The 23,612-nt window shown below is 44.4% G+C and carries 20 protein-coding genes and 2 pseudogenes; 11 read left to right on the top strand and 11 right to left on the bottom strand.

The annotated features are described in order from the left end of the window. Nucleotides 1-255 precede the first annotated feature (255 nt). The 5 genes and pseudogenes from H6F92_RS02505 to H6F92_RS02485 all read right to left on the bottom strand — a co-directional run. Complete coding sequence (locus H6F92_RS02505) at nucleotides 256-627, bottom strand: NHLP leader peptide family RiPP precursor (protein WP_190356673.1); 372 nt, start codon at nucleotides 625-627, stop codon at nucleotides 256-258. 83 nt (nucleotides 628-710) lie between these two features. After that, nucleotides 711-1,118: an NHLP leader peptide family RiPP precursor gene (locus tag H6F92_RS02500; protein WP_190356672.1), complete on the bottom strand. Its 408-nt coding sequence runs from the start codon at nucleotides 1,116-1,118 to the stop codon at nucleotides 711-713. Nucleotides 1,119-1,213: 95 nt separating this feature from the next. Then, nucleotides 1,214-2,677: a radical SAM family RiPP maturation amino acid epimerase gene (locus tag H6F92_RS02495; RefSeq protein ID WP_190356671.1), complete on the bottom strand. Its 1,464-nt coding sequence runs from the start codon at nucleotides 2,675-2,677 to the stop codon at nucleotides 1,214-1,216. Nucleotides 2,678-3,665: 988 nt separating this feature from the next. After that, on the bottom strand, nucleotides 3,666-4,079 hold the full coding sequence (locus H6F92_RS02490) for a transposase (RefSeq protein ID WP_206755582.1): 414 nt from the start codon (nucleotides 4,077-4,079) through the stop codon (nucleotides 3,666-3,668). Nucleotides 4,080-4,741: 662 nt separating this feature from the next. Further along, nucleotides 4,742-5,045 (bottom strand): annotated as a pseudogene (locus H6F92_RS02485) (helix-turn-helix domain-containing protein); the annotation flags it as partial. Between the two features lie 209 nt (nucleotides 5,046-5,254). Between H6F92_RS02485 and tnpA the strand changes: the two are divergent. Together tnpA and H6F92_RS02475 are read left to right on the top strand one after the other, a co-directional pair. Beyond that, nucleotides 5,255-5,461 (top strand): annotated as a pseudogene (gene tnpA / locus H6F92_RS02480) (IS200/IS605 family transposase); the annotation flags it as partial. 94 nt (nucleotides 5,462-5,555) lie between these two features. Further along, nucleotides 5,556-6,635 carry a PIN/TRAM domain-containing protein gene (locus H6F92_RS02475; protein WP_190356669.1) on the top strand — a complete coding sequence of 360 codons (1,080 nt, stop codon included), beginning with the start codon at nucleotides 5,556-5,558 and terminating at the stop codon, nucleotides 6,633-6,635. 118 nt (nucleotides 6,636-6,753) lie between these two features. On the opposite strand, the gene H6F92_RS02470 is transcribed toward H6F92_RS02475, so the two are convergent. Continuing rightward, complete coding sequence (locus H6F92_RS02470) at nucleotides 6,754-7,032, bottom strand: hypothetical protein (protein ID WP_002742940.1); 279 nt, start codon at nucleotides 7,030-7,032, stop codon at nucleotides 6,754-6,756. Between the two features lie 385 nt (nucleotides 7,033-7,417). Here H6F92_RS02470 and trmFO point away from each other — a divergent pair, with 385 nt between their 5' ends. Together trmFO and H6F92_RS02460 are read left to right on the top strand one after the other, a co-directional pair. Then, the gene (trmFO, locus tag H6F92_RS02465; protein ID WP_002778590.1) at nucleotides 7,418-8,755 is read left to right on the top strand and encodes an FADH(2)-oxidizing methylenetetrahydrofolate--tRNA-(uracil(54)-C(5))-methyltransferase TrmFO; all 1,338 of its coding nucleotides are present in this window, start codon (nucleotides 7,418-7,420) and stop codon (nucleotides 8,753-8,755) included. 60 nt (nucleotides 8,756-8,815) lie between these two features. After that, complete coding sequence (locus H6F92_RS02460; RefSeq protein WP_190356668.1) at nucleotides 8,816-9,313, top strand: 2TM domain-containing protein; 498 nt, start codon at nucleotides 8,816-8,818, stop codon at nucleotides 9,311-9,313. Nucleotides 9,314-9,615: 302 nt separating this feature from the next. Here H6F92_RS02460 and mutS read toward each other — a convergent pair whose 3' ends face one another. Further along, nucleotides 9,616-12,264 (bottom strand): DNA mismatch repair protein MutS, encoded by a 2,649-nt coding sequence (gene mutS / locus H6F92_RS02455; protein WP_190356667.1) that lies wholly within the window; start codon nucleotides 12,262-12,264, stop codon nucleotides 9,616-9,618. A 308-nt stretch (nucleotides 12,265-12,572) separates the two neighbouring features. Here mutS and H6F92_RS02450 point away from each other — a divergent pair, with 308 nt between their 5' ends. Beyond that, the gene (locus tag H6F92_RS02450) at nucleotides 12,573-13,622 is read left to right on the top strand and encodes an aromatic ring-hydroxylating oxygenase subunit alpha (protein ID WP_190356666.1); all 1,050 of its coding nucleotides are present in this window, start codon (nucleotides 12,573-12,575) and stop codon (nucleotides 13,620-13,622) included. A gap of 16 nt (nucleotides 13,623-13,638) precedes the next feature. On the opposite strand, the gene H6F92_RS02445 is transcribed toward H6F92_RS02450, so the two are convergent. Then, a complete protein-coding gene (locus H6F92_RS02445) occupies nucleotides 13,639-14,751 on the bottom strand; it encodes a hypothetical protein (protein ID WP_190356665.1) in 1,113 nt (370 codons plus the stop codon). Between the two features lie 130 nt (nucleotides 14,752-14,881). Continuing rightward, nucleotides 14,882-15,196: a DUF1825 family protein gene (locus H6F92_RS02440; RefSeq protein ID WP_151697245.1), complete on the bottom strand. Its 315-nt coding sequence runs from the start codon at nucleotides 15,194-15,196 to the stop codon at nucleotides 14,882-14,884. 244 nt (nucleotides 15,197-15,440) lie between these two features. Between H6F92_RS02440 and H6F92_RS02435 the strand changes: the two genes are divergently transcribed. Then, a complete protein-coding gene (locus H6F92_RS02435; RefSeq protein WP_190356664.1) occupies nucleotides 15,441-15,626 on the top strand; it encodes a hypothetical protein in 186 nt (61 codons plus the stop codon). Here H6F92_RS02435 and ctpC read toward each other — a convergent pair. Beyond that, the gene (gene ctpC / locus H6F92_RS02430) at nucleotides 15,616-16,908 is read right to left on the bottom strand and encodes a carboxyl-terminal processing protease CtpC (RefSeq protein ID WP_190356663.1); all 1,293 of its coding nucleotides are present in this window, start codon (nucleotides 16,906-16,908) and stop codon (nucleotides 15,616-15,618) included. The two genes, H6F92_RS02435 and ctpC, sit on opposite strands and share 11 nt — an antisense overlap. A 245-nt stretch (nucleotides 16,909-17,153) precedes the next feature. Between ctpC and H6F92_RS02425 the strand changes: the two genes are divergently transcribed. The 4 genes from H6F92_RS02425 to H6F92_RS02410 all read left to right on the top strand — a co-directional run bounded on the left by H6F92_RS02425 (nucleotide 17,154) and on the right by H6F92_RS02410 (nucleotide 20,420). Next, nucleotides 17,154-17,975: a cell division protein FtsQ/DivIB gene (locus H6F92_RS02425; RefSeq protein WP_190356662.1), complete on the top strand. Its 822-nt coding sequence runs from the start codon at nucleotides 17,154-17,156 to the stop codon at nucleotides 17,973-17,975. Nucleotides 17,976-18,167: 192 nt separating this feature from the next. Further along, nucleotides 18,168-19,415, top strand: a complete 1,248-nt coding sequence (ftsZ, locus tag H6F92_RS02420; RefSeq protein ID WP_190356661.1) for a cell division protein FtsZ — start codon at nucleotides 18,168-18,170, stop codon at nucleotides 19,413-19,415. Between the two features lie 5 nt (nucleotides 19,416-19,420). Beyond that, entirely contained in the window at nucleotides 19,421-20,221 is an 801-nt protein-coding gene (gene thiD, locus H6F92_RS02415; RefSeq protein WP_190356660.1) for a bifunctional hydroxymethylpyrimidine kinase/phosphomethylpyrimidine kinase, read from the top strand. A gap of 7 nt (nucleotides 20,222-20,228) precedes the next feature. Then, nucleotides 20,229-20,420: a hypothetical protein gene (locus H6F92_RS02410; RefSeq protein WP_242029971.1), complete on the top strand. Its 192-nt coding sequence runs from the start codon at nucleotides 20,229-20,231 to the stop codon at nucleotides 20,418-20,420. 371 nt (nucleotides 20,421-20,791) lie between these two features. On the opposite strand, the gene H6F92_RS02405 is transcribed toward H6F92_RS02410, so the two are convergent. Beyond that, the gene (locus tag H6F92_RS02405) at nucleotides 20,792-22,303 is read right to left on the bottom strand and encodes an ABC transporter permease subunit (RefSeq protein ID WP_190356659.1); all 1,512 of its coding nucleotides are present in this window, start codon (nucleotides 22,301-22,303) and stop codon (nucleotides 20,792-20,794) included. Between the two features lie 198 nt (nucleotides 22,304-22,501). Between H6F92_RS02405 and H6F92_RS02400 the strand changes: the two genes are divergently transcribed. Continuing rightward, a complete protein-coding gene (locus tag H6F92_RS02400) occupies nucleotides 22,502-23,257 on the top strand; it encodes an amino acid ABC transporter ATP-binding protein (RefSeq protein ID WP_002741419.1) in 756 nt (251 codons plus the stop codon). Nucleotides 23,258-23,612: the final 355 nt, after the last annotated feature.

Below are 23,612 nucleotides of genomic sequence, written 5' to 3'. Positions count from 1 at the left end.
ACACTTTTGTGGAAGCTTTAGAAGCTTTTCGGACAGCGATGTCTTTCCGTTTCTTTGAGTGGCTGACCGAGAATCGGGATGTGTTTGCCGCTTACAAAGCCAGTTTAGGCTTTATTTGGGCTTGAAATTTGTTTAAGTCCCATTAGTTTGAATGCACTTAATAAAGATTGTAGGGGCGCAAGGCTTGCGCCCTCTAGATATCATGCTTGTTTAAACATATCATGCTTGTTTAAACAGACATGATATTAGCGTGAATTAGTTCTCAATCACAGTCACAGCAGTTGCCGTTGTTTGAATTTCGGTTACTGATACTGATACTGCGGCTATTAGAAATTCGACACCATAAACTGTTGCGGGTGGTGGTGTGGTCGTACTACCACCGCCAGAAACCAGATCGAGTTCCGCTTCGCTTAGGGTTGAGCTATCAGCAGGGGCTACGGGTAACACCAGATGGCGCAGGGTCGGTGTATCTTCAACGACTTGTAATTGAGTCCCTTCGGGCACAGACATTCCCGCTTCGGTGAGAACGGCTTTAGGATTGCTCAGTAATTGCTGTTTAAAAGCTGCATCGCGCCAGGCACGGGCGACGATTTCCCCCCAGATTAGTTTGTTGCGTTCGCCAGTCATAGAATAATCTCCATTAGTAGTTGAGCGTGAGTGTGATGAGGGAGAAGGACTGCTCAGAACCACTTCTCCCTTCGGTGTCGGGATTAAGTGATGAGAACCGGAACAACCACGGCGACGACTGCAACTTCAGCTTCAGCCTCCGCTGTTGTTGTTGTTGTTGTCTCGATTTCTTCAACCTCTGTTGAGGTAGTTACTGCCGTTTGTGTTTGCACTGTCGTCGTAGTTGTCGCTGTACTACCACCGCCAGAAACCAGATCGAGTGCCGCTTCGCTCAGGGTTGAGCTACCACCAGTAGGGGCTACAGGTAACACCAGATGGCGCAGGGTTGGCGTATCTTGAACCACTTGCAGTTCCACATCCTCTGGCACTGACATTCCGGCTTCGGTGAGAACGGTTTTGGGATTGCCCAGTAATTGTTGTTTGAAAGCTGCATCGCGCCAGGCACGGGCGACGATTTCCCCCCAGATTAGTTTGTTGCGTTCGCCAGTCATAGAATAATATCCATTAGTAATTGAGCGTGAGTGGAATATTCATGATCGAGTCGGGCATTAACCCTATTCCGCATAATTAATGCCCCTGAAATTTTTCAAAGAACAGCGGGTTCGGGTTCTTCATTAAGAAAACCGTTCTTGAGAAAACTATTCAGGTTATAGAATGTTTCTTCGAGGGGTGTTTCATGTTGCCGTTCCATTTTGAGGGCTAATTCGCCTGCTGTTTGTTTACCTTCATAGACCCCCTGCACCAGATCTCGCAAATAATCAGAAACATTGTTAAAGTTGTGGTGCAAAAAGGCAGAAGATAACCGAAAACCATTGTCAATATCTTCATACTTCAAGTCAGGACGGAAAGCAACAACTTGATCATGACGCACAGAAGTTTTCATGTGCTGATTGATCATGTCTGTTAATAAATTACGCAAGCTTTCTCCATCGGTAAAAGTGCCTTCTTGGAAAACGTAATAACCCAAAGGCCAACGGTCACTGGCATTACAGGGACTGATTAATTTGACGGAATGATCCACCATATTGAACAAAAATCCTGAGACACAGGCAATAGTTCCCGAAACGGCATCATCAGGATATTCTTCATGGTTTTTCTCGGCCTGTTTACGGTAGTAATCTCGGGCGCGACCCGTAATATGTTTACCGATGTTATGGGCTTCTTTGTTTTGCGTGATCAGTTCCACAAAAGTTAGCTCTTCTGCACTAAACTCGGCATGAACATCCTTGAGCATTTTTAGGGAAATCAACGAGAAACGGTCAATAAATCCTTTTTTCTCGGCTGATAATTTCAACAAGTCACGGGTGCGCTGCGGGTCTTTCATCGGTTGGGCCGTCGTTGTTTGGGGAAAACGACCGAGAATCCGATGGAAATCGATTAAGAATTTTTCATAGTCAGGATTATCGAGAGGATCAGAGGCCCAATAACAAAAACCATGAGCAGCGGCAGGTCCAATAATTTCTTGAAGAACTGTGAGGGTTTCTTGCCACAATTTAGCATTTTCTGGGGTATAGAAAAAGATATCGGAAAGTTTAGGTGCAGACACGCCACAGAACCAACAACCTACCGAACAACCCTTGCTCAATTCTAAGGTCATTGGCGCATGGACAATCGCTTCTCCGTTGCGTTTACCTAACTGACTGTAGCAACGCTGAACTTGTCGGTCTCGCCAAGCTTTGAAACGAGGATCATTGGAGGCACAGAGAACTTTTTGGGATTGGTCGCGATGTTGTTTCTTTTCCCGAATAAAGGCGCGATAACGCATAACCGGTAAGGGAGTTGGTTCAGTTGCCGGATCATGGCTTCTTGCAGCATCAAAGTCCCATAGCAAGCGGATTTCTTCAGGGTCAATCGGTAAGCCATACTGTTCAACTGTGGCCTGGGGATTTTTCAGAAATTCTTCCCGAAAAACATTATCTCCTGTAAATCTTTCTAAGAACTTCTTCACTTCTCCCATTTGTTTCACATATTCCGAAGTTCCAAGATGACGGTCGAAGATAATCGGTTGAATTTTTTGTTTTAATTCGTCAATTTGTTCTTGTGTGTACATATTCCCTCATTGTCTAAGGATTGGTTACTTTTGGGCAGCTGGATCAGGTAATTGCGGTGTTGCTGAATCAAGAGATGAATGCTAACTGTGCGTCGTATCCAAAAGTTAGTTTGGGTCTAGGTTTTAAAAATTTGGCTCTTCTGGTTTCTGTGTGGAAACGAGGTCTATACTGATAGTTTCTGCTGCGGCTCGACGGCTCGACTGAGCATCGCCGAACGTCTGAGCATCGCCGAACGCCAAAATAGTCCTAAAAGTCTTGTCCAATAAGCACTTCAGGATTACATAAGCAAAAATTTTACACAAAGTGGAGAAGAGCCAAAATTCCAGAAAAGAAGATTCATCTCTCAAATCAGTAACGCCGTAATTGCTTGGGGACTGAGGTTAGCAACAGACAAGTCTTCTTGATCTCTGTAACACCTAAATCAGGTTTTATGTCAAGCTATTTTGAAAGCCTTGTTAAAAACCAGTTTTAGGGACAAGTATAATCACTCACTTGCCTAAATAAGATGATCCCCATCTTGAGCCTCGTTAACGGTAAATTAACTCGGTCTTTGGTCTCATTTTTGTTGCCGACTTTTAGGTAACTAACCATTAGAGTATCAGTCAAGTCCCATAACTGTTGAATCCGTACATAAAACTTTACATAGAAGCTGACGAGAACAGGCGTTCGCTTAGAGAGATTAAATTTCCCTCTTGTGATAAAATTAAGTCAACATAGCGCAGTTTATTAAGTAAAGTATCCCCATATATTTGAGGAATCTGTATAAGCTGCAAAATCAAATATACGATTAATATCGTATAAATTTGGATGGTGACACCCTTGACGTTTTTAGTCATTAGTCTATAGCGTTTCCTAAGCTAGTGAGGTACACATATTTTTCTTCCCTTTTGACTTTTGCCTCTTGCCTTTTGCCTAAAACCCATAACTTTTGTACCTCAGCAGACTGAAAAAAGCTATATCTAGCTTTAAGTGCATTTTTAGGAATTTTCAGAGGATTTCTATTGCCCATCGCTGACGATAGCCCTCGGCTATTTCCTCGTTGCTCATAATCTCTATATCTACATTAGTGGCGAATCGATATTCTGTCTTAGTTTCTAAATTGCAAAAACTGATAACCCGACATTTTACTTGTTTCTTAGAGCCGATATAAACCAATTCTCCTTCTTCTTCAAATTCTAATTTATAGTTATTTTTGATTCTGACAATAAAAAGTATCCCACTCTTGGAAATCTCCAGTAGATTCTCAAAGCCACAAAATCCTCTATCCTCTACAGCGATGCCGTTTTTTGGCACTGTTGTCATCATTAATTCCGCAAAACGTTCGTCGTTACTAAAGCCAAAATGAACATGACTTTCTCCAATAGAACCAGTTTCAGCATCTACGCCCATCACTAATTTCATCTGATGATAGCCTGACATCTAAAACAATTTACTGGTCAAAGTAATTACGGTTGACCCTTCGGCTTCGCTCAGGGTCAACGTCGAGCGAAGTGGCCTCTGAGCTACGCCGAAGAGTCGAGACGTTGAATCGATAGCAGACAGAGGATGTTCTCTCTTTCCTTTTCTTTTTTTTAGTTCCTGATTTAAGCTCAAATAAATCTGATTAAACGCTTGATAATCTCGGTTTTTACTGGCTTTAGAGAAAGTAGATAAGTCCACCGCTATTCCTTGATGATAAGTTAAGAAAAACAAATCTCGTAAGCTGCCGAGACTTTTATCGAAAATTAGATGAAGCCAGATAAGTACAAATAGCCTTGTATTAGACCTCTTGCATAAATCCGAAAACAAACGATAGAAACAATAATGGGAGGGACTTTCAGTTAATTATTTATTAGTAGTTGATAATCTTCAAAAATGTTGCTGTACAAGGATCGACTTAAGACTTTTGCAAGAGGTCTATTGAGAACAGGATAGTCATTTTGGGGGAGTCTTTTTAAGATTGTCTTGACAATTCCCGCCAAAGAGTTTAGCATCATGATTATAATAATTATAAGTTGGATGCGACTAGAATATCATATTTTAGTCGCTTTTTTTATTATGAAGCTATCATTCAACACTTCTGGTTTTACCCCTTTTTTTTCTCCTTTGCAAGATGGAAAAAATTAGAATAGGCTGTATCTAAATCTCTCAAATACTGTTGTAAAGTAATAGAAGAAACCTCAGTTAACCACTTTTTTTCTTCTGTTTTTTAAAGCTGAGTTAGTCTTTTATACAACTCAGTATATTTAGGCTTTTTCTCTCCTTGTTGATAGAGTTCTTTGCAGTAAGCTAAGGTATGGTTCCAGACAACACGCACACACCCGAACAATTGAGATAAAAGCCTCTTTTGTTTGTTGGGTAAAGGCGGTATTGATACCTTGCTTTCATCGGGTTAAAATAAGTGTGTCTGCACTATATTTTAACTGGGTCTGTCAATAATATCAAATCGGTTGCGCCCATGAAAGACACTCTATAATCAGTAATCAGTAATCAGTAAAAAGACCGTAGGAAACTTCTATTTAATACTGCACACTTAAAAACTCACATCTGATAACTGATAACTTACCCACTGATAACCGATAGCCGATAACTGATAACTGATTGAATACCCACCGAAACTTTCTATTTCTGTAATGGTTAATTCCTTAAAAGGGGTTTCTAGTCGCAGGTATGGACAAGCTGGCTATCCTAAACCAGAGGGGAAAGATGCTCTTTGGTCTCCTAGTTATTTTGTTTCTTCTGTGGGAGGTGTGCCATTAGAAGTTCTCAAGTGCTATATTAGGGATCAAGAAAAGCCATCGTAGAACGACGGGGTTTTAAACCCAAATTTTCGATAAAAGTATCCATACTCATTATTTTCTACCGTCATTCCCCTCTATCCCCTCTGGTATTATCCCCATGCTTGATGCTGTCATAATTTTACTATTCGTCTTCGCTGTTGCCAGTATTGGTTATAGTGGTGTTGACTTGCTCCCGGTTGCTGTCCAGTCGCAAATCAGCAATATTGAAGCTTTACGCTGGTTATCGGCGGGTTTTGCCTCAATTATTGGTTTAGCTATTGGTTTAGTTGCCCAAACTACCTATCGTCGTCTAGAAACCCAAGTACGACAAACTCCGATCGAAGTTATTCTAACCCGTTCGGTCGGTCTAGTTATCGGTTTGTTAATTGCTAATCTGATCCTAGCCCCGATTTTCTTCCTACCGATTCCCAGAGAATTCTCGTTTATCAAGCCGATAATCGCTATTTTAGGCAGTATTATGTTTTCCTATCTGGGGGTTAGTTTAGCTGACACCCACGGTCGCACTTTTTTGCGTCTGATTAACCCCAATAGTATGGAATCAATTTTAGTGGCAGAGGGAACCCTGCAAGCGGCCGCCACCAAAGTTGTGGACACCAGTTGTATTATCGATGGTCGTATCGAACAATTGTTAGACACGGGATTTATCGAAGGACAGATACTCATTCCCCAATTTATCCTTCAGGAATTGCAACAGTTAGCGGATGGCAGTAACGACCAAAAACGAGTTAGAGGAAGACGCGGATTAGATATCCTAAACCGGATGCAGCAAGAATTCCCCGATCGCATTATCATTCATCCCGCCGATTATGAGGATATTAGCACCGTAGATGCTAAATTAGTCCATCTTGCCCAAGAAATTAACGCCACCTTGCTCACTAACGATTATAATCTCAGTAAAGTGGCCAATCTGCAAAAAGTCACCATCTTAAATGTCAATGATCTCGCCCAAGCAGTACGCCCGATCTACTTGCCCGGGGATACTTTGGATCTGAAAATTCTCAAAGCAGGAAAAGAACCCACCCAAGGCATCGGTTATCTAGAAGATGGCACGATGGTGGTGGTAGAAGAAGGAAAAGATTATCTGGGGGGAGAATTGCGGGTAGTGGTGACATCTGCACTGCAAACCTCTGCCGGACGGATGATTTTTGCTAAACCCCAAAATTCCCTGATTGCCTAAAGGTAATAACACAAAAAAAGCCTCAAATACAGAGCCAGAGGGGATTGTATTTGAGGTATTTTATTTTCTAAGGGAAGTTAAGTCACTAACCGAACTATCTAGCCAATTTATATCTAAATTAGGCCGGTTTATTGAGTACGGCCATGGACTGACGAGCAAAACCGAAATAACTATCCCAGAATTGTTTCTGACTATCGAGGGCAACTTTGGTGGCGGTTTCTTGGGCGGTTAGGTAGGATTTCACCCATTCCTGTTGATATTCGAGGGATTTAACCAAAGTTTCTGGAAACTCAAACACTGGTGTAGTCGTGGGAACACCATTACCCCAAGCGGACAGAAGCATTTTCTGCCATTCGGCTAGGTATTTTTGGTATTCTTCAAGATAATTGGTGTTCATAGAAGTCAAACCGCTAACTAGCCCATCTGGAAGGAGATGGTGAGAAAGTGGGGCGGTGTTGCCACCTTCTCGAAAGCAAAAATCGCGCCGAGATAAAATATAATATTCTATCCCTTCTTTTATTATAACCTGAGTTTGTGATCAGCCCCAATCTTCATGCGATCGCCCTAAGCCCAGCCTGAGCTAAGACGCATCTTAACCGCCTATCCTTAGATTAGGTGAATCTCCCCCAACCCCCCCGACGTCGGGGGGGCAAGGGGGGGGTTGCCTTTTGCCTCCCCTCATAAGAACGTAGGTTGGGCTGAAGCATGAAACCCAACGCCTATTTTTTGGTGACTCGGAACTAACGCTAAAATAATCCTACTCTAGCCATTTTCTCCCAACTATGATCGATCGCCCTATTCATGTAATTGGTGGAGGATTAGCGGGGACTGAGGCGGCGTGGCAGATAGCCCAAGCAGGTATTCCCGTGATCCTGTACGAAATGCGCCCAATTCGCTCTAGTCCCGCCCACCATAGCCAATTTTTAGCCGAATTAGTCTGTAGTAACTCCTTTGGTGCCATGGCGGTGGATCGCGCTACTGGGTTACTCCATGAAGAATTACGACGCTTAAATTCTCTAGTTATTGCCCAGGCCGATCAGCACAGTGTCCCCGCAGGAGGGGCTTTAGCGGTCGATCGAGGGGTCTTTAGTCGAAATTTGACGGAAATCTTGGCTAACCACCCTCTAGTCACCTTAAAACGTCAGGAGATCACGGAAATTCCCCGGGATGGTATCGTCGTTTTAACCACTGGACCGTTAACCAGTGCTGCTTTAGCCGCAGATCTGCAAAATTTTGCCGGTCTGGACTATCTGAGCTTTTTTGATGCCGCTAGTCCGATTATTCTAGGGGAATCGATCGATCGATCGATCGCTTTTCTGGCCTCTCGTTACGATAAAGGTGAGGCCGCCTATCTCAATTGTCCCATGGATCGGGAACAATACCTGCACTTCTGGCAAGAGTTAAAACAGGCAGAACAAGCGGAATTAAAGGATTTTGAGCGAGAAAATGCCAAATTTTTCGAGGCTTGTCTGCCGATCGAAGAATTAGCCAGTCGGGGAGAGGATACCATGCGTTTTGGTCCCCTGAAACCGGTGGGATTAGCGGATCCCAGATATCCGGATCAACGTCCCTACGCAGTTATACAGTTGCGAATGGAAGATAAAGCGGGGCAATTGTGGAATATGGTGGGATTTCAAACTAATTTAAAATGGGGTGAACAAACACGGGTTTTCCGTCTGATTCCGGGGTTAGAAAAGGCCGAATTTGTCCGCATGGGGGTGATGCACAAAAACACCTTTATCAATTCTCCCCAGTTATTATCCTCCAGTCTCCAGTTTAAATCGCGACCGACGCTATTAGCGGCAGGACAGTTAATCGGCACGGAAGGCTATACGGCCGCGGCTGCTGGGGGATGGTTAGCGGGAACTAATGCCGCTCGTTTAGCTTTAGGATTAGAAACGGTGACATTGCCAACCACAACGATGATGGGGTCATTATTTGAGTTTATCAGCAGTGCCGAACCGAAACATTTTCAACCGATGCCGCCAAATTTTGGCATTTTGCCGAATTTTACCAGAAAAATCCGCAATAAACGGGAACGTTACGGTCAATATGCCGATCGCTCTTTGCAGGATTTAGAAGCATGGATGAATCAGTTAAAAACTCCCTGTCTCGTCTAACTGTCAATCGCTAAATCGATCGCCCATAATAGAGAAGGAACCTATTCTTTCTCTATTGCTATGCCAAACTCTGATTTTTTCCCTCCCCAATCCTACAGTCAAGAGGATGTGCAGGAAATTCTCTATTTGGCTATCTCCCGTCAAGGGGATAAGGGAGAAATTACCCGTCAACAGTTGTTAGAAATTGCCGACGATTTAGCTATTGAAGTTAAAGACTTAGAAGCGGCGGAAAAGGACTGGCAAGAGTCAAAAATGGTCAGTTATAAACGGCAAGAATTCGATCGCTTTCGTCGCGAGGAGCTAAAAAATAAAACCGTTCGCTATCTGATTATCAATAGTTTTTTTATTATCATTAATTTAATTGGTGCGGGAACAATTTCTTGGGCAATTTATCTGCTTTTGCTGATGGGTTTACCTCTTTCTCTCTCGGCTTGGAAAACTTTTCAAAATCAAGGAATTGCCTACGAAGAGGCATTTAAACGCTGGAAAATTAAGGAGGAAATGAAAAAGTCTTTTACCAATCTTTGGACACAAGTTAAAAAGTTTTTACAGTTTTAATACTGTTGAAAAAGGAAGATTTTTAAGGGGAAAACTCTCTTCTAAAATCGGGCGTTACTTTCGATTTTTTCCCTCAATCCAAGCTTTTGGGGGGTTCTACCCCCCAAACCCCCCGTTGGGGGCGTGGCGCCGCCCCCAAACCCCCCGCGCATTAGTTTTTCGGTGGGATGCTTACACGCAATTGTTCATATATTTGTACCAGTTTAAGAGTCACTGATAATTGCTGATTATCGGTGTTTCTGCAAAATCGAGATGCAGCCTTTTCGTTAACCACAAAGGACACAAAGTTGAGTTTTCCACGACTACTTACTCTCATCAAAAATATCTAACTGCTGCAGAGATGGGGGATTATCCGACTTAACCGGTTTAATTTTCTTAATTCCTTGACGCAAACCGATCGCAATTTTACTATGTTTTTCGATTTGACCCATCACCTGCATGGCACGATCGATCACAGAAGCTGGTAAACCGGCTAATCTCCCCGCTTCGATACCATAGGATTTATCCGCGCCTCCCGGTCGTACTTGGTGCAAAAATACTATCTCATGGGGTAATTCTTTGACTGTTACCTGATAATTGGCCACATTCTCTAAAATTGAGGCTAATTCATTCAGTTCGTGGTAGTGAGTGGCGAAAATCGTCCGCGATTGCAGTACCGTGGCTAAATACTCCGCCACAGACCAAGCTATGGATAAACCGTCAAAGGTGGCTGTCCCCCGGCCAATTTCGTCTAATAATACTAATGATCTGTCCGTGGCGTGATTGAGAATATTGGCGGTTTCGTTCATTTCCACCATAAAGGTGGATTGGCCTGTAGCGAGGTCATCCACAGCCCCCACCCGGGTGAAAATGCGATCGCAGATGGAGATTTTGGCCGACTTTGCCGGGACAAAACTACCAGTTTGGGCCAACAATTGAATTAATCCCACCTGTCGCAGATAACAACTTTTGCCACTAGCATTGGGACCGGTGAGAATAATCAAGTCAGGATATTCCAAACCTTCCTGATTGCCCAAATTAATCGAATTCGGCACAAAAAAGCCGGCCCCAAGGGATTGTTCCACCACGGGATGACGACCATCTTTAATATCGATAAGACGACCATCGGCGATTTCTGGGCGACAATATCCCTGATAAACGGCGATTTCTGCCAATGCTGCCAACACATCCAAAGCGGCAACTTTTGTGGCCACTTCCCGGATTTCTGGGGAAAATTCGGCCACTTGACGGCGTAAATCGCTAAAAATCTCGTATTCTAACTTATTTAATTCATCTACTGCCGTCAGAATTATATTTTCTTTCTCCTTTAACTCGGTGGTGATATAACGTTCCTCATTGACTAAAGTTTGCTTACGCACATAATCTTTTGGGGCGAAATCGGCTTTACTGCGGGGTAAACTGATATAATAACCGAAAGTTTTGTTATAATTAACCTTAAGATTACTAATACCCGTTCTTTCTTTCTCTGTCGTCTCCAGATTCTTAAACCAATCGATTACTTCCTGATAGTCGCGCCGCAGGGCATCCAATTGGGCATCAATTCCCTCGCGAATCACCCCCCCTTCCTTCAGATGCAGCGGGGGAGATTCCACCAGATGGGCTATCACCTGCTGGCCTAATTTTTCTAAATCGGCGGGAATTTGCTGTAAAGCTTTCAAATAGGGCGAATTTCCCGAAGCAACCAAAGCCGCTAAATCGGCTAATTTGACTAAAGATGCCGCTAGGGAAAGTAAATCGCGGGCATTAGCTGTTCCTGCGCCAACACGACCGCTTAAACGTTCTATATCGTAGATTTCCCTTAATTTTTGCCGAATATCTTGGCGCAAGGAGGGATTATCCTTTAACTCTTGGATAGTATCTTGACGGGCGCGAATACCCCGAGAATCTAAGAGAGGTTGCAATAACCAACGACGTAAGGCGCGACTACCCATGGCTGTACAAGTGCGATCAATCGCCCATAATAGAGAACCATAGAAGCTACCATCGCGCACCGTTTGGGTAATTTCAAGGTTACGACGGGTTTGCCCATCTAAAATCAAAAATTCGGAGATAGAGTAGGTTTTTAAGGGTTGTAGGGGGACTTGATTGGCTTTTTGGGTATCTTCAATGTATTCTAATAGGCCTCCGGCTGCGCGAATAGCAAGGGGTAAATGTTCGCAGCCCATCCCCTCTAGGGAACGCATTTTATAGCTGATTAAAAGACGATTTTTCGCCTCTGTGAGAGTAAAGATAGTTTGGGGACGGAGAGAATAACAAAAACTATCGGGTAAACAGGGGGGGAGATGGTCGGATTTTTCCCCGGGGCGCAAAATACGGTTTAAATCGGGGGCATTGATGGGAAAAAGGATTTCCGAGGGCTGTAAACGGCTTAATTCTAGGCTTAAAGCCGTTAAATCACTGGCTTGGGTGGTGTAGAATTCTCCGGTGGAGATATCTGAATATGCTAATCCCCAATTTTCTCCGGTAATCACCACTGCAGCTAGAAAATTATTCTTTTTTGCGTTTAACATTCCCTCATCGGTGAGGGTTCCGGGGGTGAGAAGTTTGGTGATAGCGCGTTCTACTAGCCGTTTTTCGGCGGCTGCTTCCGTTGAATCCTCTACTTGGTCACAAATCGCCACCGCATAGCCTTTTTCCACCAATAAACGACTATAGCGCTCTAGGGCGTGGTGGGGAACCCCGGTCATGGCGACTCTCCCAATACCTTTACCCCCTTCCTTGCTGGTGAGAACTAATTCTAATTCTCTGGAGATAATCACCGCATCCTGAAAGAAACACTCGAAAAAATCGCCCACACGATAGAGTAAAAGAGCATTGGGATAGGTTTCTTTTACCTCCACATAATGCTGGTACATGGGGGTGAGTTTACTGCGCTCGAGTCCGCGATAATCACGATGGGGTTCCTTATTGCTGGTGGGTGGTTCTAGGGGAAAATCCGAGGGGAGAGTCATGGGTCAAAGAAAGCTGGACAATGTTTTAATGAACTATTCCCCACCCCTTGGCTGAGTGGGGAGTTTCTGACGCTTCTTCGTTGATGGCGGTTGCCTCATACTTCGCGCACAAGGTATAAGCTCACCGACTCTGCGTCACGCTTTGGCTCGTTCCAAGCCTCTAATATAATTAAGCATAACCTGAGGGTTGGCTACATCGGCGCTGGGTTCTTCCGGTTTTCTTGTGTTACTTTTTGTCAAGAACTCTAGTCTCATAACCTTCAATTCTAATGATAGGATGAACGATCGAAGCTCTCCAGAAAAACCCTATGACTAGCTTACTGCGCGACTTTTGGTATGTGGCCACACCGGCAAATAAACTTAAACCCGGTCAGCTAATGGCCAAAAAAATGCTAGGTGAACCGATTGTTGTCGGTAGGAGACAGGATGGAGAAGTGTTCGCATTGCGCGATATTTGCCCCCATCGTGGCATTCCGCTGCACCATGGCTGGATTGAAGGGGATGGGGTGTTCTGTTGCTATCACGGCTGGAAATTTAACACTAGCGATGGTGTTTGTTCTGAGATTCCCTCATTAACGGAACACGATCGCCTTGATGTTAGCAGAATTTGTGTCACCAGTTATCCCTGTCGTGAAATACAAGGTCATATTTGGGTGTTTATTCCGGCAGACTCAAAAAGAGAAATTAATCAAGAAAATCTGCCTCCTGTGCCGACTATTGCCGATTTTGGCAAACTTACCCCCAAAGTAGCCGAAACTATCACTTTTGACTGCAATATTGACCATGCAGTGGTGGGATTGATGGATCCAGCCCACGGTCCCTACGTTCATACTTCTTGGTGGTGGCGCAGCGGTCCGCGCCAATTTCGGGTCAAGGAAAAACAATACGAACCTGTTCCCCTGGGTTTTCGTCTTGCTCCCTATGATATGCCCGTCAGTGCGAAACCCTATAAAATTTTGGGTAGTAAAGTATCGATTGAAATTGTTTTTCAATTGCCCTCGGTGCGTACAGAAATACTACGAGGTGATCGCTATTTGGCCTGTGCTTTTACGGCAATTACTCCCATCGATGAAAATCACTGCGAAGTCCATCAAAGTTTATACTATACGATTCCTTGGTTGGCATTTTTAACCCCTCTTTTGCGTTATTTAACTCTACAATTTCTTAAACAGGATCGCGATGTGGTGATTAAACAACAGGAAGGACTTAGTTATCATCCAGCTTTGATGTTAATTGATGATGCCGATACCCAGGCCAAATGGTATTATCGCCTCAAGCAAGAATACGAAAAATGCCAAGCAGAAAAAAGGGATTTTGTCAACCCCATTAAAGCACAAATTTTACGGTGGCGCAGTTAGAGTTCGATGATTTTATTTAGGTTCTCACCAAAGATTTATTGACACTGGCTTCAATTTGATAAATAGATGAAAGGACGCTACCTTGATGATTATTGACTAGATCATATTTGACTTCTTGTAAATAATTAAAAATGGCATCCCGCAGAATTGGTTTTTCAATGTTTACCGTGTGCTGATAGTCCCATAAATCCCAAACTATCAAGCCAATTCCCACGATTGGATCGATTAATTCTGCCCCAAAACTACTCGCTACTGCCCCACCGGTTTTAGTGGCAATTTTCGCCCCCGTTTTTCCCGCTAGGGACAAATAAACTGTACTGCCCACTTTCATCACTGGAATGAGAGATTTAATTCCTAAAGCAGTGGTGCCACCGACTAAAAGTTTAATTGATGTGTTAGAAATATTGCCCTCGCTATCTTGAATTGTTATGGCTATATCACTAAGATAACGATCCCATTTGCCTTGGGGAATTTGATAACTAGCCTGAATATTCTCTAATTCATTGCTTAAATTACTGACATATAAATTAACTGTATCCCTAGTAATTCTCTCTAGACGCAATTGGGCCTCTTGGGGACGAATTACCCGTTTAGTAAACTCGGTTTGAATAGTTTTGGTCAAATTTTCTGCCACTACCTGTTCCGGGGGTGGATTATCTGTATTGACCCAGTGAGCGATCGAGGAGTATAATCCGCTTAAAAAGGCCTTGCCCTCAAATTGTTTTTGATTGAAATAGTTAAAATACCAAGGCAGAAAACCCTGATCTACTCTTGTCATTAACTCCTCCACCCATCCCTCAATTTCTCCTAGGGCGAAGTTTTGAGAATTTGCTCTCGCTGTCTGTAAAGCTTGGCTAATCTCCCGATCGATTTGACTGTTAGATTTTTTGTTTATACTGATGGGAATCTCTAGGTTAGTTTCGGTAGCAACCTTAGTTTTTAACGGTTCATTGCTGGCAGTTCCTAGCCAAATTTTCCCTAAAAGAGGCACGATAACCACTAGAACAACTATAGCCCAAATTAACGGGGTTATCGCCTTAATCAGTTGACTGATTGCCTGAATGCGGTTAGTTTTTTCACTATACTGAGGTGGCTCAATATTCTCTTGTGAATCTGGACTGGAGTTCATCGGCTAACCTACTTAAAATTATTAGATCATTGTTCTCGAAAACCCACAGAAACCCCAATTTTCTGAGCAGTAAACTGGAGAGGACATTATCGGGTAAAAGTCCGCCAATACCCGATAAATATCGGCAATTTTAGCGAATTTCTGCCTTCATCCGTTCAAGAGTTTGCTGCATTTGGTCGAACATCATTTGGGGAGTCATACCAAATTGACCTAGTTGGGTTTTTAGCTGTTCTACGGTCATTTGAGCGGAAAAATCCTCAGATAACTCGAAACGCTTCATAAATATCTTGTAGCGTTCCATTAACTCCTCCATCCTATCGATAAAGATTTTTTTACCCTCTCGATCGAATTTCCCGTACTCGCTGCCTAGTTGTGTGAGAGACTGATAATCTTCAAATAGCTGTCTAGCTTCCTGTTGAACCACTTCTGAGTCAAAGAATCCCATAATCTTAAAACGGCTTATCGTCGATAGTTATTGTCTCTCCTATTTTATTTTAGTCGGGGAAAAAGTCTAGCTCTAGTCGATTTACGGATTACCGTATTGGGGAAATTGAACAGTTCTGCTGGCGAGTGAGTGGAACGAACCACTCCAGACACAAAGGACACAAAGATTGATCGCTGTTATATAATTTAAACTTATCACACAAAGAATAAGAGAGCCGGAATGGAGGGATTAAGGAGAAAAATCTATGGATCATACCGCAGAAAACTGGTACATTGTCCAGGAAAATACGGGAATTTGTCAGATTATAGCCCTAGAAAACGGAAAAACCCCAGTTAATGGTCAATACTGGGGTCCCTTTGCCGAGCGGGGAGAAGCGATCGCCCGTCGGGTGGGTTTAATTCGAGCGGGCAAATGTCAACCTATTGTTTAGCGGTATTGCTGGGCGTTTTCTTGCCTTCAGTGATTTCTTTTTCCAAGATTTCAAAACCCTTCTTGAATTGCGGATCTTGGAAGGTTCCCACCTGATCCCGTTCCTCTTGAAGATTTTTGCGATCTTCCTCGCTCAGTTCCGACTCCACATCCGGATGAATACCATCCTTATTGATGTCCCGTCCGTCGGGGGTGAGATACTTGGCAATCGTCACCGCTAATCCAGAACCGTCACTGAGACTGCGTACCGATTGCACTAATCCCTTACCAAAGGTTTTCGTACCGACAATAACCGCCCGATCATGATCCTGTAAAGCTCCGGAGAGGATTTCACTAGCACTGGCGGAACCCCCATCGACGAGGACAACCAGCGGTTTATTAGTCAAAGCTTGATTGTTGGCCCGTTGACGTTCCGTCACCCCTTTGCGATCGACCGTAGAGACAATTAAACCATCGGGTATCCACATCCGAGCGATTTCGATGCTGGCGTAGAGTAAACCGCCGGGGTTAGAACGCAGATCGAGAATATAACCCTTCACCTCTTCAGATTCCAATTCGCGAATCGCTTGACTCATATCGCCACTAGCTTGGGCGCTAAATTGATTGAGACGGATATAACCAATTTTACCGATCGGGGTGTTTTCCGTGCGGGCCCGTACCGGGTGAATTTCAATTTTAGCCCGGGTAAGAGTCAATTCTTTCTTCTCCTCACCCCGTTGAATCGTGATCTTAACGCTTGTCCCCACTTTGCCGCGGATCATGCTCACCGCTTGATCGAGTTCCATGTCTGCGGTAGATTTACCATCGATAGCGATAATCACATCTTTGGGCAGCACACCAGCTTTAGAAGCGGGAGTATCTTCAATGGGTGAAACCACGACTAACTGCTTAGTTTTCTCATCTTTGGTCAGTTGAATCCCTACCCCGGTCAACTCTCCCGATGTATCGATCTTCATATTGTTAAACTCTTTGGGATCCATAAAACGGGTATAGGGATCATTGAGAGTTTTCAACATCTCGCGGATAGCGGTGTATGCTTCCTCTTGATTTTTGTAGGAACGATTTAAATACTGATTGCGGATGGCGTTCCAGTCCGATTGATTAAAAGTGCCATCTAAATAAGTGCGGTTGATGATCTGCCAAACCTCATCAACGGTTTCCTTGGGACTTTCCTGAAAAAAAGCTTGACTTTGGGAGAGTCGGAATCCCGCCCCCGTGACGGCGACGGTAGACAGGACCACTGCTGTAGCACCGAGAACAAGTCCGCGTTTGTTGATAACCATAGGTAATTTTCGGATAAATTAGGCTGTTCTTGCCGGAACGCTCTTTCTGGCTGACCGTCGAAATATCTTGGCAAAAAGGAGCGTTTAGGTTTCCTGGAGACAGACAAAAGAACGCCTGGAGACTAATACTGTTATAACATTTATTATCTCTTTCTTGGTCAAACTGATTACTTGAGTAGCGATCGAGTTGCCAGCAGCCCACCTCGCGACCTAAGATAACAGCAAAACTGCCCGAGATTTTCCCTATGAGCGATCAAATCCTTTCTTCCCTCTCCCTGGAACAAAAACGACAAAACCTGCGCCACCAAAGGCGATCGAAGGTGTGGCAAGCCTTGGGTCGCTTTCTGGTGGTTAGTGGTTTAGCGACGGGATTAGCTTGGGGGATGACTTCGCCCTATTGGACAATTACCAAGGCCGGACAGGTGGAAATCGCAGGCACGGAATTAATGTCGCCCGAGTCGATTCGTGCTTGGCTGAAATTAAGCTATCCCCTGTCTCTCTGGGAATTACCCACCCATCAATTGCGAGAAAAATTAGCGGCTATTCCCGCTATTGCCGACGTTAAGATTGAGCGGCAATTATTACCCCCGAAAGTGATTGTTTCTATTCAAGAAAGAAAACCTGTTGCCCGTTGGCGTTACCATCAACAGCAAGGCTTTTTAGATGCCACCGGAACGATAATTCCTCAAAACTATTATGGTCGAACTCTACCCAAAACCCAATTACCTAGTCTAGAAGTGCTTGGTTACGACCGACAATATCAACAACAGTGGCAGAAAATTTATCCCTTGATTGACAACTTATCGATTAAAGTTACCGCCATCGATTGGCGCAATCCTAGTAATCTTGTACTAAAAACCGAGCTAGGACAGGTCTATTTAGGTTTTTATAAAGATAGATTGCCCGAAAAATTAACCGCTCTCGTACAATCGCGGCCATTGTCATCCAAGATACCTCTAGCGCGAATTCTCTACATTGACCTGAGCAATCCCGATGCTCCCACTGTACAATTAAAACCGCAGTTAGCCCCCATCGTTGCCAAAGTAACGGCAACTCGTCGGGATTAACGGCAGTTAATCAGCAAATAACCGCAATTATTCCCTTTAGGTATTGGCAAAAACCCCAAATTATGATTTTCTGAATCAGAAACTGATAATGTAGATACTGGAACCAAAATAATATTAGTGATAGTGTTAAGAGTGCATCTCTGATTTATCAAATCAATAACAGAATCTTGTACTAAGAGTGTTTCAATTCCAATGACATCGATTAATGAAATCGTTCCCACCTACCCCAATCTGAACAGTAACGATTATGCCAGTTCAGCTATGAGCGAAGATAATCATTACTCTCAGAATAATGCTGGAGTATTATTTACTCGTCCCCATGAATCACAGATGACACCCCGAGAAGAAAGTCGTAGTAATCGCATCGTGCCGAGCAATGTCGCCAAGATCAAGGTGATCGGGGTCGGCGGTGGGGGCTGTAACGCCGTTAACCGCATGATCGCCAGTGGTGTGACCGGAATCGAATTTTGGGCAATTAACACCGATGCCCAGGCCCTGGCCCACTCCTCCGCCCCCCAGAGGTTACAAATCGGGACAAAATTAACCCGCGGCCTAGGGGCGGGCGGCAATCCGGCGATCGGACAGAAAGCGGCGGAAGAGTCCCGGGATGAAATCGCCCAAGCATTGGAAGGAACCGATCTAGTCTTTATTACCGCCGGCATGGGCGGCGGCACGGGAACGGGAGCCGCTCCAATTGTGGCCGAAATTGCCAAAGAAATCGGCTGTTTGACCGTGGGAGTTGTGACTCGTCCCTTTACCTTCGAGGGTCGTCGTCGCACTAATCAGGCCGATGAAGGGGTGGGCGGTTTACAAAGTCGGGTCGATACCCTGATTATTATCCCCAATAACCAGTTATTACAGGTAATACCCGCCGAAACTCCCCTACAGGAGGCTTTTCGCGTCGCTGATGATGTGCTGCGGCAAGGGGTACAGGGTATCTCGGATATTATCACTATCCCCGGTCTGGTAAATGTGGATTTCGCCGATGTGCGGGCAGTGATGGCCGATGCGGGTTCGGCCCTAATGGGCATCGGCATCGGTTCCGGAAAATCTCGGGCTAAGGAAGGAGCGACCGCAGCTATTTCCTCGCCGTTACTGGAATCCTCGATCGAAGGGGCGAAAGGTGTGGTCTTTAACATCACCGGTGGTCAAGATCTAACCCTACACGAAGTCAATGCCGCCGCCGAAATTATCTATGAAGTGGTAGATCCCAACGCTAATATCATCTTTGGGGCAGTAATTGACGAGAAAATGCAGGGAGAAGTCAGAATTACCGTCATTGCCACCGGTTTTTCCGGCGATTCCCCCTCTCGTCCCACCAGTAACAAAGTGGTGATTAATACCCCCGCACCGAGTCCAGCACCCACTCCCGAACCACCGAAACCTGCGGGGTTAGATATCCCCGAATTCTTGCAACGTCGTCGTCCTTTTGATCGCTAACCTCCATGACTGCCATTGCCCTTACCATCGCCGGTTCCGATAGTGGTGGCGGCGCGGGAATTCAAGCTGATTTGAAAACCTTCGCCTTCCACCGAGTTCACGGCACCAGCGCCCTTACCTGCGTTACCGCCCAAAATACCCTAGGGGTCGAGCGCGTCGAGTCCCTAAGTCCAGAAATGGTAACGGCCCAAATCGATGCCGTGGTCAGGGATCTGTCTGTGTCAGCGGTCAAGACGGGAATGCTGTTTAGTAGCGAGATTATCGAAGCAGTGGCCGAGGCGATCGAGCGTTGGCGTTTAATCAGTTTAGTGGTGGATCCGGTTATGGTTTCGCGGTTAGGAGCCAAATTAATTGATGATCGGGCTGTAGATAGTCTTTTGGATAGTTTAATTCCTCTAGCTTCGATTATTACCCCTAATCGTTACGAAGCACAGCTTTTAAGTGGCATTGAGATCAATGATTTTGAGACGATGAAAGCGGCCGCCGCAATTATTTTCCAGAAGTCGGCCACACCAGTATTAGTCAAAGGTGGCGGCATGAAAGGGCGGCTGCGTGGGGTTGATATCTGCTTTGATGGGCAAGAATGGGAAACTTTTAAGACCAGAAGCGTCGAAACCAATAACACTCACGGGACTGGTTGTACTCTATCGGCGGCGATCGCTGCTAACCTCGCTTTGGGTGATGACCTGAAAATAGCGGTGAAAAAAGCCAAGGATTACGTTACTAACGCCCTCGATCATTCCCTCGCTATCGGTTACGGAACCGGTCCAGTGGGCCATTTTTACCCCTTAAAAGCCCTAAATTAGTCAATTCATGACCACTACGCTGCGTATTTCCCCCCAAGTACCCCAGAGTTGCACTGGTCGCCCCTCGGTTCCCCTCTCGGTCGATCGAGAATTAGTCAAAGAATTGCAGGCCACCCAGGCACGGGTGGAATCTCTAGAAGCACAAAACCAGCGACTTGTCAAGAGTAATCGGCAATTACGTCAGGATGGCAAGTGGTGACTTTAATCGATAATCGAAGAGTCCTGTAGGGGCGAAGCATTCGGATAGGAAATCTACGGTTTCAGCGATAGGTTATACTAAATCCGTTGAGTAACGCACAGAAAACGGGTTTCTCGGAGAAACCCGTTTTCTGCTCATGCACTCATGCAAAAAGGGGAATAAATAATCAGTCTTTAATAACCAGATTTAGTATAAAGAGGATAGGAAAGTGGGTAGTGAGAAGTGGCAAGTGGGAAGTAGGTTTTTAAAGTTCGATTGGGAGTCAATCATACCATTAAAAACGGATTTAGTAAGTAGCTAGACACAATTAATTGCACATATCTAACTACCTCTTGCCTCCTGCCTCCGTTAACAGTTCCCATCTGTTGCCCCTAGGCTTTCTGTTCCTGTTTAGATTTATGTAGGGGATCCATATAAATCTCTAAGCGCTTAAATACCACAGAGGAAAGGGTAGTTAAAACTAAATAAACTAAAGCAACAGCGATATAAATCTCGAAAGCTTTATAGGTAGTGGCTACCATTAATTGACCTTGCCGGAATAATTCTTCAAAACCGATTACTGCCGCTAAACTGGTATCTTTAATTAGGGTGATAAATTCATTCCCCAAGGGTGGCAACATCCGGCGAAAAGCTTGGGGAAAAATCACCTCGCGCATGGTTTGCACTGGGGACATTCCTAAACTAGAACAAGCTTCCCATTGACCATTATCGATCGATTGAATACCGCCGCGCATAATTTCAGCTAAATAGGCCGCCACATTTAAACTTAGGGCAAATAGGGCGGCTGGTAAACGATCTAAGTCGATATTTAAGCCAATTTCTCGGAACAACCCGGGCAAACCAAAATAGATCAAGAATAATTGCACCAGCATCGGTGTTCCCCGAAAGAAATCCACATATATGCGGCAAATTATTTTTAACCATTTGTAGGGAGAAATCAGGGCAATGGCCACTAAAGTTCCACCGATTAACCCGAAAAGAAAAGACAGAACCGTTAACAGAATTGTCCAGGGAACCCCTTTCACAATCAGGTTATAGAATAATTCTCCCCAGTTAAACCTCGATTCCTGTAAATTCTTTAAAGCTGGGGCAACTAAGGGTAAGACCGGCGGTTTTTCTCCAAACCATTGCTGAAAAATAACATCGTACTGACCACTTTCTATGACTCGACCGAGAGCATCATTAATTAACTGGAGATAGGGGGAATTTTTGGGTAAAGCAATGCCATAGAATTCTTCCGTTAATAATTCTCCGACAACTTTTACTCCCCGTAAACCCGCTTGTTTAATTGCATACAAAGTCACGGGTTTATCGTTAACTACCGCCTCAACTCGACCATTAATTAATTCCTGCAAAGCTAAAGCCGCCGAGTCAAATTGACTAACTGTTGCCCCCGGTATTTTTGTCGCTTCTAAGGCTCCCGTAGTGCCAATTTGGACGGCAATTCTTTTGCCTTTTAAGTCTTCAAAATTTTTAATTGTCTTATTATCTTCCCGAACAGCGATCGCTAAACCAGCCCTAAAATAAGGTCGAGAAAAAGAAATCGCTTGGGCGCGTTCGGCGGTGATTGTCATGCCACTAATAGCGGCTTCCACTGTTCTCGCTTGTAGAGCCGGAATAATGCCATCAAAGGGTAAATTTCTAAAGTCAATGTTGAGATCAGCTTCCTTGCCAATTGCCCGCATTAAATCGATATCAAACCCAGTTAATTGTCCCCCTTGTTGAAATTCAAAGGGTGGAAAAGTCGCTTCTGTGGCGACTCGAAAAGGATTAGGAGGAGTCTGAGAAAAAGCAGGAATAACAGTTAATCCGATCGCCAAAACTAATCCTAACAAGGCAAAGATGACTCTCTGCACCGCCCGCCCTCGCCAAAATTTAATCATTTTTTAATTGTTTCTCCTTGATTTTTTTACTCAATTAAGTTAAGGATTTCGTCCTACTCCTCACCTAAGACAGATGTAGAGAGACTATTTGAGTATTATGATTATTCCTCTTGATAAAATGTCGTCAAGGATACAATCTAGCAGAAACTAATCTCGATACCTTTATACAGAATGTAAAATTTTTTACGAGAGGACATCATGACCACTACCACCCCTGTGATTGTTAGTGAAGGTTTACGCAAAAGTTACGGCTCTTTAGAGGTACTTAAAGGAGTTACAGGCACTCTTTATCAAGGGGATGTGGTATCGGTAATCGGTCCCTCTGGCTGCGGCAAAAGTACCTTTTTACGCTGTCTCAATCGTTTGGAAACAATTAACGGAGGCCGCTTGGAGGTGATGGGAATTGACATCTCTTCCCCGAAGTTAAATCAATCAGTCCTCCGCAATTTACGCAGCCGGGTCAGTATGGTGTTTCAACACTTTAATCTTTTTCCCCATCTCACCGTTTTACAAAACTTGATGTTAGCCCCCAAGCAGGTGTTACACCACTCGGAAAATGAGGCTAAGGATACGGCAATTCATTATCTGGAAAAGGTGGGTTTGGCCCCAAAAGCCGATGTTTATCCTGACCAGTTATCGGGAGGCCAAAAACAACGGGTGGCGATCGCTCGCAGTCTCTGCATGAAACCAGAGGTGATTTTATTTGATGAACCCACTTCGGCCCTAGATCCGGAATTAGTCGGGGAAGTGTTAAACGTTATGCGTCAATTGGCCGATGACGGTATGACTATGGTAGTCGTCACCCACGAAATGCAGTTCGCTAAGGAAGTCTCTAACAAGGTTTTGTTCTTTAATCAAGGTGTGATCGAAGAAGCAGGCGATCCCGACACCTTCTTTAATAATCCCCACAGCGAGCGCCTACAAGCCTTTTTAAGTCGCATCAATAGTAATTAGGGTTTACTGAATTCAGGAGATAGGAGACAGGAGTCAGTAGCCGGTCGTCAGAAGACAGGAGTCAGGAGTCAGTAGCCGGTCGTCAGGAGACAGGAGACTATTTTTATTTATTCTCCCCACACCCCACACCCCACACCCCACACCCCACACCCCACACCCCCCCCCTGCCCTAGGGTCGTTTCATTCTCGCAAATGTCATTCAATCAAATCCTTATCTGGCAAGGTTTTCAGTCAATTTCTCAGAACAAATATCTGAAAAATTTTTAAAATGCCTTGCTTTGCTTGCCCCGTAAGCGATTGAAGACAGACAAACAAGGAATCAAACTAGAGAATGAATCAGCCCTACCCCCAACCC

Source organism: Microcystis wesenbergii FACHB-1317, from assembly GCF_014696875.1.
In the GTDB taxonomy this organism is placed as follows: domain Bacteria; phylum Cyanobacteriota; class Cyanobacteriia; order Cyanobacteriales; family Microcystaceae; genus Microcystis; species Microcystis wesenbergii_A.
This window is presented reverse-complemented; position numbering and strand designations above follow the sequence as displayed.